Below are 16,908 nucleotides of genomic sequence, written 5' to 3' on the forward strand. Positions count from 1 at the left end.
ACGCCTATTCGCTCCAAGGACGCGCGAGATCGATCGGTTCCGACAACGGGGGTGAATTCGGCCTCAATAGCCGATGGCAAGCCCATCCTTTCTCGGATCGGAACCACCCGTCAGCGTTCCCCTGTCCCAATCGATGAGAACCATCTGCCCGCCACCGAGCGGCTCCCCGGCCGGGCCGACCTTGTGGCCACGAGCCTCGAGGGCACGCAGCGTGGCCGCCGGCACGCCGCGTTCGGCAAGAAGTTCGCCCTTCTCGTAGAAAACCCGAGGCAGATCGATCGCAGTCTGCGGATCCATCCCGTAGTCGAGCAGGTTGCTCAGCACATGGACATTGCCGAAGGGCTGATAGTCGCCTCCCATGACACCGAAGGGCGCGACGACACGGCCGTTGCGGGTTGCCATGCCGGGCATGATGGTGTGGAGGGGACGCTTGCGCGGCGCGATGCAGTTCGGGTGGCGGCGGTCGACGCGAAATCCCCTGCCCCGGTTCTGCAGGACGATGCCCGATCTCGGGCCGACCAGGCCGCTGCCGAAGGAATGATAGGTCGAGTTGATGAAACTGACCGCATTCCGATCGCGATCCACCACCGAGAGATAGACCGTGTCCGACGGCTCCATTGCCGCTTCTGGCAATTCACGGTTGGCCATATCGGGATTGATCCTGCGCCTCAGTCCGTCGGCATAGGATGAGGCCAGCAAGGCCTCGACGGGAACGTCGGCATGGTCGGGGTCGGCGATCAGCTCATCCCGGATCCGGTAGGCAAGGCGCCCGGCCTCGACCTCCAGATGCAGCCGCTCCGCCCCCAGCGGGTCGAGCCCGGCCAGATCGAAGCCAGCCAGCAGGTTGAGCATCAGCAGGGCGGTCAGCCCCTGATTGCTTGGTGGCATCTGCCAGACATCAATGCCGCGATAGCTGGTCCTGACAGGCTCCGCGTAATCACCACCGGCGGCTGCAAAGTCGTCGAGCGTGTGCAGTCCGCCCCTGCTGCGCAGATGGGCAACCAGATCCTCGGCGAGTTCCCCCTGGTAGAAAACCGCCCGTCCCTTGGCGGCGATGAGGCGCAGGCTCCGGGCCAGCTCCGGCTGGCGATGGACATCGCCAGCCCTCGGCACGGCGCCCCCGGGCAGAAAGATGCGGGCGGCCGTGGCGTCCTGTGCCAGCAGGTCCCTCGCTTCGTGCCAATCGGCCTCGACGCGGTCATGAATCACATATCCGGCCTCGGCGTAGTGGATGGCGGGGGCGAGCACGCGCTCGAGCGGGGTGCAACCATGATCGGCCGAAAGGCGGCACCAGGCGTCGATCGCACCGGGAATGGTGACGGCGTGGGGGCTGTCGACCGGTATCTCCGTAAAGCCCCGCTCCTCATACCAGTCGATGGTTGCCGCTTCCGGCGCCCGGCCCGCCCCATTATAGGCGAGTACCGGCCCCTCCCCACCGCGCACATAGAGGCAGAAACAATCGCCGCCGATCCCCGTCGACTGCGGTTCGACCACTGCCAGGACGGCAGAGGCACAGATTGCCGCGTCGATGGCATTGCCCCCCTCGCGCAACAGGGTCAGGGCGGCCGCGCTGGCCAGGGGATGGGATGTCGCGACCATTGCGTCCATGGCGCGGACGGGCGAACGGCCCGGAAGCTGAAAATCCCTCATTGTGCCTTTTCCTGAAATGCGTTGCGCAGAAGATCGATCGGCGTATCGTCCCCATCCTCGGTCTCTCCGTCGGCATCCTCCAGCAGCAAGGCATGCTGGACCGAGCGCAGATGCCGCCGCATGGCGGCTTCTGCGGCTGATGGATCATGCCGGGCAATGGCATCGACGATCTGGCGATGGTGGAGCGTGAGTTCCTCGAAACGCTCGGCCGTGGTGGGATCGTTGCGCAGGCGCCGCCAGGCTCCCTCCTCCCGCACGGCGTTCAGGCTGTCGAACACGGCCAGCGCAAGGGCATTATGCGTGGCCTCGGCAATGGCCCGGTGCAGGCGGACATCCCAGATGTCCCAGGTCGCCGCATCGCGGGCGGCGGCACTCTTGTCAAGAAGATAGCGCAGATTGTCGATGTCCATGCGGCTCGCCCGCGTGGCGGCAACCCGGGCATAGGTCGGCTCCGTCCACAGGCACAGATCCATGAGCTCGGCCGGGCTGGTACTGGCGGTGATCAGCGACATGCCCAGTTCCCGCTCGGGCGGGCGGGTGCCGACGAAAGTGCCCTTGCCGACATGTCGCCACAGGCGCCCCTCGGCCTCCAGTTGTTCCAGCCCCAGCCGGAGCGCGCGGCGGCTCAGCCCGAGCCGGAGCATGAGGTCACGTTCCGGCGGCAGGCGACTGCCGGGCGGATAGCCCCCCCCGTTCAACAGGCTGCGGAGACTCTGGCTGGCTTGCTGTTTGCTGTTCATTATGAAACCAATTCAAATATTGGTTCCATAGAGTAGTATCGATTTTCTTGCGTTGTCCATACGATTCTTCTTGCTGGCATGCCAATGTTGTGCCCCAATATCGGTATCAATAATAATATTGGTTCCATACTGGGACCAGGAACGAGCCATCCGGAGCACCACCATGCGCGCATTCCGTGCCGTACTGCCTCGTCTTCGCCCAGGGCCTGCTTTCCTATCGATCGCCCTTGTGGCAGTGAGCATCGCCACCACAACCCGGGCACAATCCGTCCAGCCGCCGGCCGCCATTGCCGACGCCAGGAAGATGGTGATCTGCGCCGATATCGGCTCGCCGCCACTGTCCTTCTACAAGGATGACGGCTCGTTGACCGGAGCCGAGATCGAGCTCGGCAATGCCATTGCCAAGCAGCTGGGCGTCAGCGCGGAATGGAAGCAGGTGCAGTTCGACGGCATCATTCCCGCCCTGATCGCCAGGCAGTGCGACGTGATCATGTCCGAGCTCTATGACAAGCCCAAGCGCCGCGAGGTCGTCGATTTCGTCGACTATCTCGCCTCCAGCCAGTCACTTGTCGTCCTGAAAGGCAATGCGAGCCATATCACCGGGCTTGCCGATCTCTCCGGCAAGAAGGTTGCCGTCGAGAACGGCACGACCATCCAGTCCCTTGTCGATGAGGAAAACAAGAAGCTCGCGGGCGAGGGCAAGGCACAGGCCCAGGTCGTGGTGTTTCCCAAGGATACCGATGCCTTCCAGGCCCTGCGCATCGGACAGGTCGATGCCTATGGCACCACGATCAAGACGGCCGGTTACTATTTCAAGCAAGCCCCGGACCTCTTCGAACTGGGAGGCCCGCCTTTCGCCCAGGCCGTCATCGGCGCCGCTTTCCGCAAGGAAGACATCGACCTGCAGAAGGCCTTCGCCGCGGCGCTCGAGGCCATCCGCAAGGATGGCACCTACCGGAAGATCCTGGAAAGCTGGGGTATCGAACGCGACGCCTTGTGAGGTCTTGCTATGAACTTCAACTGGGCCTTCTTCTTCCACTACCTGCTCGAACCCTCCAGCATCTATCTGCACGGCCTCTGGCTGACGCTCAGCATCAGCATCGTCGCTCAGATCATCGGCACCACCCTCGGCCTGTTCGTGGCCCTGGGCCGGCTATCGTCCTGGCGGGTCCTGCGGGCTCTCTCCTCCTTCTATGTCTGGGTGATGCGCGGCACGCCGCTGCTGGTGCAGATCGTGTTCATCTACACCGCGCTCGCCGCTGCCGGCATCCTGCGCTTCCATGACATCGATCTCGGCTTCATGATCCTGCCGGGCAATGTCCAGGCCGGCATCATCGCCCTCAGCCTGAATGAGGCGGCCTATATGGGCGAGATCATCCGCGCCGGCATCACCTCGATCGACCGGGGGCAGACGGAGGCAGCCAAGTCGCTCGGGATGACACCCGTCAAGCTCCTGCGGCGCATCATCCTGCCCCAGGCCGCGAGGGTCATCATTCCGCCCCTCGGCAACAACTTCAACGGCATGCTGAAGAGCACGACGCTGCTGAGCGTCATCGGCGTACCCGAACTCCTGCTGGCCACCCAGATGGTGACGTCGGCAACCTTCCGTGTCTTCGAGCTCTATTCGGTGGTCGCGCTCTATTATCTCTCGCTTACCACCCTGTGGGGCTTCCTCCAGCGCACCATCGAGGCCCGCTTCAGCACGCCCTTTGCCGAGACCCGCAGCAAGGCGCCGCGCGGCCGGCTTCTGACCAGCCTGTTCGGAGCCAGCCCATGAGCACCGCAGACATGCAATGGACCGTCGAGGCCGAGGGCGTCGAGAAATGGTTCGGCTCGATGCAGGTGCTCAAGGGCGTCTCGCTCAACGTCCGGCGCGGCGAAGTCGTCGTCATCGTCGGCGCTTCCGGGTCGGGCAAGACCACCTTCGTGCGCTGCATCAACCATCTGGAGAAGATCCAGAACGGCCGCATCCGCGTGAACGGCCATCTCATCGGCTATCGCGAGAGGAAGGGTCGCCTCGTCGAGGACAGCGAGCGCAACATTGCCCGCCAGAGGCGGGACATCGGCATGGTCTTCCAGCGCTTCAACCTGTTCCCGCATCTGAGTGCGCTCGGCAACATCATCGAAGCCCCGACGCAGGTGCTGGGCATCGACCCGGCGACAGCCCGTCGCGAGGCGATGGCGCTGCTGGCGCGCGTCGGCCTCAAGGACAAGGCGGATGCCTATCCCGCCCAGCTCTCGGGCGGCCAGCAGCAGCGCGTGGCCATCGCCCGGGCCCTGGCGATGAAGCCGACATTGATGCTGTTCGACGAACCGACCAGCGCACTCGATCCCGAAATGGTCGGCGAGGTGCTGGAAGTCATGAAGGAACTCGCCCGCGACGGCATGACCATGGTTGTCGTCACCCATGAAATGGGCTTTGCCCGCGAGGTCGCAGATCGAGTGGTGATGATGGATGACGGCCTCGTGGTCGAGGAGGCGCCGCCCGAGACCTTCTTCACGGCACCGCGCTCGGAACGCTCGAAGGCCTTCCTCGCCCGTGTCTCGGGGGCAAACGGCCGATAGGCGTCGTGATGCTTGGCGTGCCGATCTCAGATCGGCACGCCGGAGCGCGGCTACAGCCCTGCCAGCGCGTCCTGCAGCTTGGCGCGACGGGCGGTGGCTTCCTCCAGGCGCTCGCGGTTTTCCTCGATCACCTCTTCCTTGGCCCGGGCGATGAAGTCGGGATTGCCGAGCTTGGCATTGATCTTGGCAATCTCGCCGTCGATCTTGTCGGTCTCCTTCTTCAGGCGCGCCTTCTCGGCCTCGATGTCGACAATGCCTTCCAGAGCCAGGGCCGCCACCGCGCCGCGGGCAATGATCTGCACCGAGCCCTTCGGGGCCGATGGCGCGAAGCTGATTTCGCTGATGCGGGCCAGGCGCTTGAGCGTCTCGCCATGGGTGGCCACCCGCGCTTCGATGGCCGGGGAGGCGTTCACCATGACCAGCGGCACCTGGGCGCCACCGGGCACGCCGACCTCGGTGCGGATCGAGCGGATCTCGGTGACCAGATCGACCAACCAGCCGATTTCCTCATCCGCCGCGGCATCGAGCAGGCCGCCGAGATCCGGCCAGGCCGTCAGGGCCGCCATCTGGTTGCGTGGAACCGGTCCTGCCGTCACCGACCAGAGCTCCTCGGTCATGAAGGGCATGAAGGGATGCAGCAAGAGCGTCGACTGGTCGAGGATGAAGGCGACCATGGCCCGCGTCTCGGCCCGTGCGGCCTCGTCCTCGCCCTCGATGATCGGCTTGGCGAGCTCGACATACCAGTCACACACCACGTTCCAGATGAAGCGGTAGACCGCGCTGGCGGCATCGTTGAAGCGATAGGCCTCGATGGCGCGCTGGATTTCGCCGACAGCCTTCTCCGCTTCGCCGGCAATCCAACGGTTGAGGGCGATCTTCGCCGATTTCGGGTCGAAGCCGGGATCGCGCACGCAGCCCTTCATCTCGGCAAAGCGCGTGGCGTTCCACAGCTTGGTACCGAAATTGCGATAGCCCTTGACGCGGTCGATCGACAGCTTGATGTCGCGGCCGGGTGCGGCCATCGCGGCCAGGAAGAAGCGCAAGGCGTCGGCACCATAGCGCTCGATGCCGTTCGGATAGGCTTTCCGCGTCTCCGAGGTGACATGGGCGACATCGGCCTTGTTGGCCAGGGCCGCGGTGCGCTTGGCGATGAGGGTATCGAGTTCGACGCCGTCGATGATATCCAGGGGGTCCATGACGTTGCCCTTGGATTTCGACATCTTGGCACCCTTCTCGTCGCGGACGAGGGCGTGAAGATAAACGTCCTTGAAGGGCACGTCGTTCTGGGTGAACAGGCCCGTCATCATCATGCGTGCAACCCAGAAGAAGATGATGTCGAAGCCCGTCACCACCACGGAAGTCGGGTAGTATCTGGCGAGTTCCGCCGTCTTGTCCGGCCAGCCGAAGGTCGAATAGGGCCACAACGCCGAGGAGAACCAGGTGTCGAGTACGTCCTCGTCACGCGTGATAGCCGTGCCGGCACCCCACTTCTCATCGGCCTTGGCGCGCGCTTCCTTTTCGTTGCGGGCGATGACGTAACCGCCATCCGGCCCGTACCAGGCCGGGATCTGGTGGCCCCACCACAGCTGACGCGACACGCACCAGGGCTGGATGTTCTCGAGCCAGTCGAAGAAGGTCTTCTCCCAGTTCTGCGGCACGAAGCGAGTCTGGCCGCGGCGCACAGCGGCCAGGGCCTCCTCGGCGAGCGGCCGCACGTTCAGATACCACTGGTCGGTGAGCCAGGGCTCGATCGGCACGCCCGAGCGGTCGCCATGCGGCACCTGATGCTTGTGCTTCTCGATCTCGACCAGGCGGCCGGCAGCCTCCATGTCGGCAACGATGCGCTTGCGCGCCTCGAAGCGGTCCAGGCCGCGATAGGCTTCGGGCGCGGCGTCGTTGATACGCGCTTCGGCCGTGAGGATGTTGATCACCTCGAGATTATGCCGCCTGCCGACCTCGAAATCGTTGAAATCGTGCGCCGGCGTGATCTTTACCGCGCCCGTGCCCTTCTCGGGATCGGAATATTCGTCGGCGACGATCGGAATCAGGCGCCCGACCAGTGGCAGCCGCACCCTCTTGCCGACCAGATGGGTATAGCGTTCGTCCGAGGGATGCACCGCCACGGCGGTGTCGCCGAGCATGGTTTCCGGGCGTGTGGTGGCGACGGTAATGGTCTCTCCCGTCTCCTGCCCCGCCTCGTCCACCACCGGATAGGCGAAGTGCCACAGGCTGCCATTGATCTCGATCTGCTCGACTTCGATGTCGGAGATCGCGGTCAGCAGCTTGGGATCCCAACTGACCAGGCGCTTGTCCTTATAGATCAGACCAGCTTCGTTCATGCGCACGAAGATCTCGATCACCGCCTTGGACAGGCCTTCATCCATGGTAAAGCGTTCGCGCGACCAGTCGCAGGACGCGCCCAGGCGCTTGAGCTGCTTGACGATGGTACCGCCCGATTCTTCCTTCCAGGCCCAGACATGCTCGAGGAATTTCTCACGCCCGATCTCGCGGCGATGGATCTGGCGCTCCTGGAGCTGGCGCTCCACCACCATCTGGGTGGCGATGCCGGCATGGTCGGTGCCGGGCTGCCAGAGCACGTCCTTGCCGCGCATGCGCTCGAAGCGGCAGAGGATGTCCTGCAGCGTATTGTTGAGCGCATGGCCCATATGCAGCGAGCCGGTGACGTTCGGCGGCGGAATCACGATCGAATAGGGAGCAGCGCCGGCCCGATCGGGGCGACCTGCGCGAAAAGCCTGTGCCTCTTCCCAGGCCGCGGACACGCGCGGCTCGACGCTGGCGGGGTCAAAGGTGGTTTCGATCATGATCTTCTTTCAAGGCAGGTCAGGTGGCGTGGGCGGCGGTTACAGGCACCGGCGGCTCCGTGATTCGGCCTGCCGGCATGCCCATGAGCGAGCAGTCCACGCAATTCACGGCCGGTAGTGGCAGAAACGCCCCCTCAAAGTCAACGAAACAAGCGCTGAGACCGTTGCACCCGGCGGCTTTCCGGCATTTCCGGGCGCGATGCGCCCTGCGATCTTCCCACCTCTTCCTGCCCCAATGCCGACCTTTACCGCCCGGCACAGAGTCGGCTTGTGACAAGAAAATGGAAAGCCTCTCCCTCTACATCATGAAGTCGTCACGATTCTTCGGTTGAAGGCCGTCGGTCCGGGTGTGGGATGGTCGGGGAACGATGTCGCGAGTACACCCGCCAGTTGTTGCCGGCGATCGTATCACCTATGGTGCCCCGATGATGACCCGACGCTTCCTCCCGAGGGACGTGGTGCCGTTCCTTGCCCAGCCACACCTATTGCGCCTGCCAAAAGCGCGTTAAGAAGACCATGAACAGACGCGACTTCTTGAAATTTGCCTCGATTGCCGCCGGTGTGTTGACCGCCCCCCAGGGGGCCCGGGCAGCGATCGACGCCCCCGGCCTGAAGGAAGGCGAGGTCTTCTCCCGCGACAAGCTCCTGGACTATGCCAGGAACCTGGCCAAGGCCCCCTATCAGGCACCGGACGCCACGCTGCCCTCTTCCCTGCAGAATCTGGACTACGAGCAATATGTCTCGATCCGATTCCGGCCCGACCGGGGCATTTGGAGCCAGGATCACCGCGGCTTCGTGATCGAGCCCCTGCATCGCGGCTTCATCTATGCGACCCCGGTCGACCTGTTCACCGTCGAGGACGGCCGTGTCCTCATCGTGCCCTATGAGCCGGCGATGTTCGACTTCGGCAAGATCGCTGCGCCGCCGCCCGATTCCAAGCTGGGCTTTTCCGGTTTTCGCCTGAAGGCGCCGATCGACATGCCCAATCGGCTCGACGATTTCGCCATCTTCCAGGGTGCCAGCTATTTCCGCGCCATCGCCAAGAATCAGGTCTATGGCGCGGCGGCGCGCGGTCTGGCGATCAATACCGGCGAATCCAGCGGCGAGGAGTTTCCCGCCTTCCGCGCTTTCTGGATCGAGCGTCCGCCCCAGAATGCCGAGAATCTGGTGGTGCACGCCTTGCTCGATTCGGAAGCGGCGACGGGCGCGTTCCACCTGACGCTGCACCCGGGCGAGATCACGACCATCGACGTCGAAACCACGATTTTCCCGCGCGCCAAGATCGAACATGTCGGCATCGCGCCGCTGAATTCGATGTATCTGTTCGGCTCCAACGACCGCAAGGGCGTCGACGACGTACGCGTGGCCGTCCACGGTTCTTCCGGCCTGCAGATGCTGTCTGGCGGCGGCGAATGGATCTGGCGCCCGCTGCAGAATCCGGAGACGCTGCAGATTTCGGCCTTTGTCGACAAGACCCCGCGCGGCTTCGGCCTGCTTCAGCGCAATCGCGATCCGGCCGATTATGAAGACAGCCGGCATCGCTACGAAATGCAGCCCAGCGTGTGGATCACGCCCAAGGGCGACTGGGGCGAAGGCTCGATCCAGCTCGTGGAGATCCCGACCGACCAGGAAATCCACGACAACATCATCACCTATTGGCGCCCCAAGGATGCCCTCGAGGCGGGCAAGGACTATTCCTTCGCCTATCGCACCAATTGGTGCTGGACGCCGGCGGAGCGTCCGCCAATGGTATTGGTGCGCGAAACGCGCATCGGAGCCCTCGGCTCCAAGCGGCGCCTGTTCGTGATCGACTTCCAGGGCGATCTGTTCGCCAATGCCGACAATCTCAACGGCGTCACGCCGGAGATCACCGTCAATCCCGGCAAGCTGAGCGACGTCAGTTTGACTCTGGAAACGGAGCGGCGCATCGGTCGCCTGAGTTTCGGCCTCGACCCGAGCAGCGAAACCTATTCGGAAATGCGTGCCGTGCTGGTCAAGGACGGCAAGCCTGTAAGTGAGACATGGCTGTATCGATGGACACCGTAGAGGAACACACCGGCGGCACCAATCCCAACCCGTCGCAGGAATGGGTCTATCAGCGCCCCGCCATGCCGGACGAGAACCGGCTGGAGATGCCGGTGCAGTCGCTGACCAAATGGTCGCGTTCGGAACGCCGCTCCTGGATCCATCCGGCGCTGCATCACGGTTCCTGGCTCATCCGGCTGTTCGTCTTCGGCGGCATGCTGGTGCTCACCGCTTTCGGCGCCTGGGAAATGTACAAGGTCGTGGAAGTCGGCGGCGTCACCTTCCTCGAATGGGCCCTTGTCTGCCTGTTCGTGCTCAACTTCTCCTGGATCGCCCTCGCCTTTACCGCGGGCGTCGCCGGCTTCGTCTATCTGCTGTTCCACCGGCGCACCACGCAGCCCTTGCCCCAGCAATTGAGCACGCGCACAGCGGTGCTCATGCCGATCTACAATGAGGCGCCAAGCCGGGTTTTCGGCGCGATGCAAGCCATCATCGAATCGGTGGAGCAGACCGGGCTCGGCCGCGCCTTCGACTATTTCTTCGTCTCCGACACCACCGACCCGAATGTATGGATCGCCGAGGAACGGGCGTTCCTGGCGATGCGCAAGCGCCTGGGACCCGACATCCAGCTCTGGTACCACCATCGCCAGCGCAACACGAACCGCAAGGCGGGCAACATCGCCAACTGGGTCACGCGGTGGGGCGGTTCCTACGACCATATGCTGGTGCTCGACGCCGACAGCCTGATGACGGGCTCCTCCGTCGTGCAGCTGGCTGCTGCAATGGAGCGCGACCCGGATGCCGGCATCATCCAGACGCTGCCGTTGATCATCAACCGCAACACCCTGTTCGCGCGCATTCAGCAATTCGCCGCGCGCGTCTATGGTCCGGTGATCGCCGAAGGCCTGTCGCTGTGGATGGGCCATGATGGCAATTACTGGGGCCATAACGCCATTATCCGCACCAAGGCCTTCGCAGCGCATTGCGGCATGCCGGATCTGTCGGGCCGCCCGCCCTTCGGCGGCCATATCCTCAGCCATGACTTCGTCGAGGCGGCCCTGATCCGCCGCGCCGGCTATGCCGTCTACATGCTCAACGACATCACCGGCTCCTATGAAGAGAGCCCGCCCTCGCTGATCGACCTGTCGGCGCGCGACCGCCGCTGGTGCCAGGGCAATCTGCAGCACTCCCGCGTGATCGGTTCCAAGGGTTTCCACCCCTGCACGCGCCAGCATTTCGCCAATGGCATCTTCTCCTATCTGGCCAGCCCGCTCTGGCTGCTGCAGCTGCTCGTCGGCCTGACCATCGCCCTGCAGGCCCATTTCATCCGGCGCGAATATTTCACCGACGAATTCTCGCTGTTCCCGACCTGGCCGGTGTTCAACGCCGAACTCGCCCTGGCGCTGTTCGGGGGCACCATGGGCATCCTGCTGGCGCCGAAGATCTTCGGGCTGATCATCATGCTGCTCGACGGTCCCAACCGCCGGGCAAGCGGCGGCGGCATCCGGCTGACCCTATCGGTGCTGCTCGAGATCATCCTCTCGGCCCTGCTCGCTCCGGTGATGATGCTGATCCAGTCGGGCGCCGTGTTCGAAATCCTGGTCGGGCGCGACTCGGGCTGGAAGCCGCAGCGGCGCGACGACGGTTCGATCCCCTTCCGCGACATCGTCAAGCGCCATCGCTCGCACACTGTCCTCGGCCTCTTCGCCGGCGTGGCCGCCTATGTGATCTCGCCCTATCTGTTTACCTGGATGTCGCCGACCATCCTCGGCCTCCTCCTTGCCATTCCGCTCTCCTGGGCATCCGGCCAGCTCGCGCTCGGCCTGTGGCTGCGCCGCCATGGCATTCTGGCGACCCCCGAGGAGACCCATCCGCCGGAAGTGGCGACCCGGGCCAACGCCCTCAGCACCGAGCTCGCGGCCGTCGGCGAGGATGACAGCGATGCCATCGAGGTCGTCTACAAGGATGCCGGCTTCCGAGCCCTGCACGAGACCATGCTGCCGACCTCGGCTTCCCGCGAGCGCGGGCGTTTCGAGCAGGATCGCGTCATGGCGCAAGCCAAGATCGCGGAGGCCGCCTCGATCGAGGAGGCTGCCAAATGGCTGAATTCGAAGGAACGCTTCGTGGCGCTGCATGACCGCAGCCTGATCGCCAGTCTGTCCCGACTGCACGAGCCGGCCAAGGTCGAACCAGCCTAAAGCGTCTTGCAACTTGGCGGAATCGCCTGGAATCGCAAGACGCGTCGTTCACTCAAGGCCCATCATCGGCGTGCCTTCGCAACGGAGGCAGCGCTAGGGGCCGACGGTTTCACCGCTCAGGCCGAGTTCGGGCTGCAAGCCGTCCTGGAGGCGCGACTTCAGCCGATTCTCCTGGCGCTTCTTGGCATAGGGCGTGCTGCGATCGGCCGTTTCCTGGACCAGCGGGTCCAAGCGTTCATCGACGGCGGCAATGGCCTCGTCGGCATAGGGAAACTCATCCTGCCGTCCCCAGGCCCGCCAGGCCCTGGCCACGCTCAGGCGCAGCCGGCCATAGGTATAGGCATAGGCGCCCATCGTGCGCGCAAAGCGCCAAGCATAACGGGCATAGAAGCGCAGCGGGTTTTCGATCGGCAGCCCGTAGCGCCGCTCCCGGCGGTCGATGACGCGCCCGAGGCCGAACTCCGCGAAGGCGACGCCTTCCCGCCGTGGCCCTTCGCGATAGGCAATCAGATTGTAGAGCGTGGTCAGCCGCATGCCGTTCTTGAGCTGCACCCGGCGCTTGAACACCCGCTCCATATGCTCGAAATCGTAATAGCGGCGGCTGGCTTCGTGGAAGACGGCATCAAGCTCGGCATCGCTCATCTTGGGATGATGGGTGACGCGATGGTTCAGGTCATATTTGTTGAAGTCCGGGTCCATCCACACCCCGGCTTCCTTCATGCGCTTATGGTCCTCACTGCCGGGCAGAGGCGTCAGAATGTTGAAGTAGAGCACATCGATGGCCAGTTCCCGCTTGATCAGATCGACGTCACGCAGGATCGATTCCCTTGTATCGGCCGGAAAGCCGATGATGTAGCCGCAGCTGATCACCACAGGATGGCGCTTCCACGCCAGCACCATCTCGCGATATTCCTCAATGCGGTTCTGGCGTTTCTTGGCCGCCTCCAGATTGTCTGGATTGATGTTTTCGAGCCCGATGAAGATCAGCCGCACACCGGCCCGCACCACCTTGTCGATGAAGCCGGGAATGCGATGGGCCATGGTGTCGACCTGGATCAGCAGCCGGGCTTCAAGTCCCTCGCGCTCGCGCAACTCGATCAGCCGGTCGCAATAGGCCTCCCAATTGCGGTTGCGGGCGAAATTATCGTCGGTCACGAAGAACTTGCTGACGCCTTCCGCAGCGTTCAGCCGGAGGATGGCCTCCAGCTCGTCCGCCGTGCGGAAGCGGCTCTTGCGCCCCTGCACATTGATGATGGTGCAGAAGGAGCATTCGAACGGGCAGCCCCGGCCGAGATCGAAGCTCGACCAATGGGTGAAGGAGCGCCGCACGATCGGCCCGGGCAGCAGCGGCACCGGCACATTCTGCAGGCCGGGCTGGTCCTTCAAATGATTGTACAGCGGCTTCAGGGTGCCGGCCAAGGCATCGCTCAGCACGACGTCGAGGCGGTCGGGCTCGGCCTCGCCGGCGAACTGGCTGACACCGAGCTCCCGGGCCAGGGTGAGTTCCTCGGCATCCTCACCGAGCATGGCGACACAGCCGGATACATGAAAGCCGCCGATGCAGACCGGCACGCCGGCGGCTCGCAGCGGACGCGCGATATCCATCGCCCGCGGATATTGGTTGGTCTGCACACCGACCAGCATGACGATGGCCCGCGCGCCCTCGCCCCGATGGCTTGCCAGAATGGCGGGAATGTCGACCCGGGTATTGGTCTCGTCGATGGCGTGCACCCGCGCTTCGACGTCGGGACCGAAGACTTGGCGGGAAATGGCGTCTTCCACCAGGGCCCAGACGCAGGCAAGCGAGTTCGACGGAATGGCCGACCTTATCCAGCGGATGGGATAGCCGTCATCATCATATCGCGTGGCTTTGATCAGCCAGATATCGACATGGCGCGTCTGCCCCCCCGGCTGGACGCCTGGTCTACCTGGCCCTGCAACTGCCTGCCCCTGCATGCCTTGGCCCCAAGGATATTTATACTTTTTGTAGAGACTTCTATTTCGGGAGCAAGATGATTTTTGCTTAATGCCGAGCTAAGCGTCGCATTGCCGGACGCTTTACAGCTATGCTGCTTCCCCGAGATCGCCAACACCCGGCACCAAGCACGGATGAATAAGTAGTAAGTCGGCAAATCTCAGCATTCCTGCGAGAATGATTTCCCCCTGACACAGGCAGCTCCCATATCGCGATGTCGGCTCAGGTTGGCGCCATCGCCCGTCGGAGCAGAACAGCCGCGTTTCACCGGAACGGTTTATAAACATATAATTTCTATAAATTTTATAGAAAAATATTGACATCCATGAGTTGAGCACAAACGATCGGCCTCAGCCCATTGCCATTGGAGCCTCCATGGCCGCGATGAACCATCACGACGAGTTTGGCGCCGCAAGCCGAGCGCGTGAGCGCTGTCGCTAGAAGGACGAGCGTTCCGGCCTGCATTCTTGACCATTCCAACCGTTTGAGCCCACCATGTCCACTTCCGATATTCCACCCATTGCACTCAGCAGACGACATCGTTTGATACGAATTGCTTTCATTGTCGTCCCACCCCTGGTTGCCGCGGCTATCGCAGCAGGGCTTTGGTACGCCCCCATCGACTGGAACGCCGCACCTGCCGAAATCGGTTCTGGATTGATTTCACGCGGCTTCTGGACGGCCGTTGCCGTCGGGCTGCTGGCCCAGATCGTCGATGGCGCTCTCGGCATGGCCTATGGCGTGACCTCCACGACCTTCCTGCTCTCCACGGGCGTGCCGCCGGCCGCGGCTTCGGCCTCGGTTCACATCGCCGAGATCTTCACCACCGGCTTTTCCGGCCTCTCGCATTGGAAACTGGGCAATGTGAACGGCAAGCTGTTTGCGCGCCTGCTCATTCCCGGCATCATCGGCGCGGTAATCGGAGCCTATCTCGTCACCGCCATCGATGGCGATCTGCTGAAACCGTGGATATCGGCCTATCTGCTGCTGTTGGGCCTCTACATCGTCAGCAAGGCCTTCCGGGCCATCCATGTCCGCACCGAACCGCCGACTTTCGTCGCCCCACTTGCCGTCACCGGCGGTTTCGTCGATGCCGTCGGCGGTGGTGGCTGGGGACCGGTGGTCACCACCTCGCTGCTGGGCACCGGTCACGACCCGCGCACCACGATCGGTTCCGTCAACGCCGCCGAGTTCTTCCTCGCCATCGCCAGCGGCTTCTCCTTCGCACTGCTTGGCGGCTTCACACACTGGACGACGATCGCCGGCCTGATCTTCGGCGGATTGTTTGCCGCGCCCTTCGCAGCCCTGCTGGTCAAGAAACTGCCGACGCGCGTTTTGCTCATCATCGTCGGCGTGTTGATCACCTCGCTCAGCGCCTGGAATCTCTGGAAGGCCCTGGCATAGGCCGAGGCTGCCGTCGTCCCCCGGCCGTCGAATTCATCGGCAGCCGCGTGACGTGAACCGGCGATCCATGCCCGTCTACGCCCCCACGCCAAGCGATTTGAGCTTGCGATGCAAGGCCGAACGTTCCATGCCGACGAACTCGGCAGTGCGGGAAATGTTGCCGCCGAAACGATTGATCTGTGCGATCAGATATTCGCGCTCGAACAATTCGCGGGCATCGCGCAATTGCAGGCCCATCAACTGCTCGCCCCCCTGCCCGTTCGGGCGCGTCGGCATCAGCGCACCGATCTCCGGCGGCAGCATTTCGGCGGTGATGGTCGCATCGGCATCGCCCCCCACCAGGATCATCAGCCGCTCGATATTGTTGCGCAGCTGGCGGACATTGCCGGGCCATTCATGCGACTGCAGCACCGCCATGGCATCGGGGCCGACCACGCGGCGCGGCAAACCAGTCGCCTGCGCGATCTGGCCCTGGAAATAGTCGACGAGTTCCGGGATATCCTCGCGGCGCTCGGACAGGCCGGGCACGCGGATCGGCACTACGGAGAGGCGGTGCAGCAGATCCTCGCGGAAGCGGCCGTCGGCCACTTCCTCGGTCAGGTCACGCGAGGTCGAGGTGATGATGCGCACGTCGACATGTACCTTGGTGGCACCACCGACGCGGGAGAAATTCTGGTCGATCAGCACCCGCAGGATCTTGCCCTGCGTTTCGCGCGGCAAATCCGCGACCTCGTCGAAAAACAGCGTGCCGCCATGGGCCTCCTCGAAAGCACCGACCTTGCGGGCGCGGCCATCGCCGCCTTCGACGCCGAACAATTCGGTTTCCATGGTTTCCGGCAGGATCGAGGCCGAATTGAGCACCACGAAAGGTCCTTCGGCCCGCTGCGAGGCCTGGTGGATGGTGCGCGCAGCCAATTCCTTGCCCGATCCGGGCGGCCCCGCAATCAGGATGCGGCTGTTGGTCGGCGCCGTCTTCTCGATCACCTGCCGGAGCTGGTTCATGGCCGAGGAACGCCCGATCATCTTGGAGGCGCTGCCCGAGATCTGACGCAACTGGTTGACCTCGCGGCGCAGGCGCGACGTTTCCAAAGCGCGCTCTGCGACCAGTACCAGCCTGTCCGCCTTGAACGGCTTTTCGATGAAGTCATAGGCGCCGATCTTGATCGCCGCCACGGCGGTTTCGATATTGCCATGGCCCGAGATCATCACCACCGGAACGTCGGGGTGCTCGGCCTTCAGGACCTCCAGAAGCTGGAGGCCATCGAGGCGTGAGCCCTGCATCCAGATGTCCAGGAAGATCAGATGCGGCCGGCGCTGGGCAACTGTAGCCAGGGCATCGTCGGCGTCCTTGGCGGTACGGGTGCCATGGCCTTCATCCTCGAGGATGCCGGCAACGAGCTCGCGGATATCGGCCTCATCGTCAACGATCAGAATGTCGGTCGCCATCGTCTAGGTCCTGCTTGCTCGAGGTGAATCCAACGCTCCCGCCTTGCACCAGGCCGGGTGTGCCGCTCGCAAGGGCCTTGCAA

The 16,908-nt window shown here is 63.7% G+C and carries 11 protein-coding genes; 6 read left to right on the plus strand and 5 right to left on the minus strand.

Annotated elements, in window-relative coordinates:
- Positions 1-63: 63 nt before the first annotated feature.
- Together ggt and ABXS05_RS02575 are read right to left on the minus strand one after the other, a co-directional pair.
- On the minus strand, positions 64-1,650 hold the full coding sequence (gene ggt / locus ABXS05_RS02570) for a gamma-glutamyltransferase (protein WP_311934789.1): 1,587 nt from the start codon (positions 1,648-1,650) through the stop codon (positions 64-66).
- Positions 1,647-2,390: a FadR/GntR family transcriptional regulator gene (locus ABXS05_RS02575; RefSeq protein ID WP_367622799.1), complete on the minus strand. Its 744-nt coding sequence runs from the start codon at positions 2,388-2,390 to the stop codon at positions 1,647-1,649. Before ABXS05_RS02575 ends, ggt begins: the two co-directional genes overlap by 4 nt.
- A gap of 163 nt (positions 2,391-2,553) precedes the next feature.
- Between ABXS05_RS02575 and ABXS05_RS02580 the strand changes: the two genes are divergently transcribed.
- From ABXS05_RS02580 to ABXS05_RS02590, 3 genes are read left to right on the plus strand one after another with little or no spacing between them, the layout of a single operon-like run.
- Positions 2,554-3,390, plus strand: coding sequence for an ABC transporter substrate-binding protein (locus ABXS05_RS02580; RefSeq protein ID WP_367622800.1), 837 nt, complete (start codon positions 2,554-2,556; stop codon positions 3,388-3,390).
- A 9-nt stretch (positions 3,391-3,399) separates the two neighbouring features.
- Complete coding sequence (locus ABXS05_RS02585) at positions 3,400-4,167, plus strand: amino acid ABC transporter permease (protein WP_367622801.1); 768 nt, start codon at positions 3,400-3,402, stop codon at positions 4,165-4,167.
- Complete coding sequence (locus ABXS05_RS02590; protein WP_437178623.1) at positions 4,164-4,955, plus strand: amino acid ABC transporter ATP-binding protein; 792 nt, start codon at positions 4,164-4,166, stop codon at positions 4,953-4,955. Before ABXS05_RS02585 ends, ABXS05_RS02590 begins: the two co-directional genes overlap by 4 nt.
- Positions 4,956-5,005: 50 nt before the next feature.
- Here the strand turns inward: ABXS05_RS02590 and ABXS05_RS02595 are convergent, their stop codons facing one another.
- On the minus strand, positions 5,006-7,777 hold the full coding sequence (locus tag ABXS05_RS02595; protein WP_367622802.1) for a valine--tRNA ligase: 2,772 nt from the start codon (positions 7,775-7,777) through the stop codon (positions 5,006-5,008).
- A 516-nt stretch (positions 7,778-8,293) separates the two neighbouring features.
- Here ABXS05_RS02595 and ABXS05_RS02600 point away from each other — a divergent pair.
- Both ABXS05_RS02600 and mdoH read left to right on the plus strand, forming a co-directional pair.
- Positions 8,294-9,823, plus strand: a complete 1,530-nt coding sequence (locus tag ABXS05_RS02600) for an OpgD/OpgG family glucan biosynthesis protein (RefSeq protein WP_367622803.1) — start codon at positions 8,294-8,296, stop codon at positions 9,821-9,823.
- A complete protein-coding gene (mdoH, locus tag ABXS05_RS02605) occupies positions 9,799-12,000 on the plus strand; it encodes a glucans biosynthesis glucosyltransferase MdoH (RefSeq protein ID WP_367622804.1) in 2,202 nt (733 codons plus the stop codon). Before ABXS05_RS02600 ends, mdoH begins: the two co-directional genes overlap by 25 nt.
- Positions 12,001-12,093: 93 nt before the next feature.
- Here mdoH and ABXS05_RS02610 read toward each other — a convergent pair whose 3' ends face one another.
- Positions 12,094-13,956: a B12-binding domain-containing radical SAM protein gene (locus ABXS05_RS02610; RefSeq protein WP_367622805.1), complete on the minus strand. Its 1,863-nt coding sequence runs from the start codon at positions 13,954-13,956 to the stop codon at positions 12,094-12,096.
- A gap of 562 nt (positions 13,957-14,518) precedes the next feature.
- Here ABXS05_RS02610 and ABXS05_RS02615 point away from each other — a divergent pair.
- Positions 14,519-15,379 carry a sulfite exporter TauE/SafE family protein gene (locus ABXS05_RS02615; protein ID WP_367622806.1) on the plus strand — a complete coding sequence of 287 codons (861 nt, stop codon included), beginning with the start codon at positions 14,519-14,521 and terminating at the stop codon, positions 15,377-15,379.
- A 75-nt stretch (positions 15,380-15,454) separates the two neighbouring features.
- Here the strand turns inward: ABXS05_RS02615 and ntrX are convergent, their stop codons facing one another.
- Positions 15,455-16,825, minus strand: a complete 1,371-nt coding sequence (gene ntrX / locus ABXS05_RS02620; protein WP_311934798.1) for a nitrogen assimilation response regulator NtrX — start codon at positions 16,823-16,825, stop codon at positions 15,455-15,457.
- Between the last annotated feature and the right edge of the window lie 83 nt (positions 16,826-16,908).

The organism is Labrys neptuniae, from assembly GCF_040797145.1.
Taxonomy (GTDB): Bacteria; Pseudomonadota; Alphaproteobacteria; order Rhizobiales; family Labraceae; genus Labrys; species Labrys neptuniae.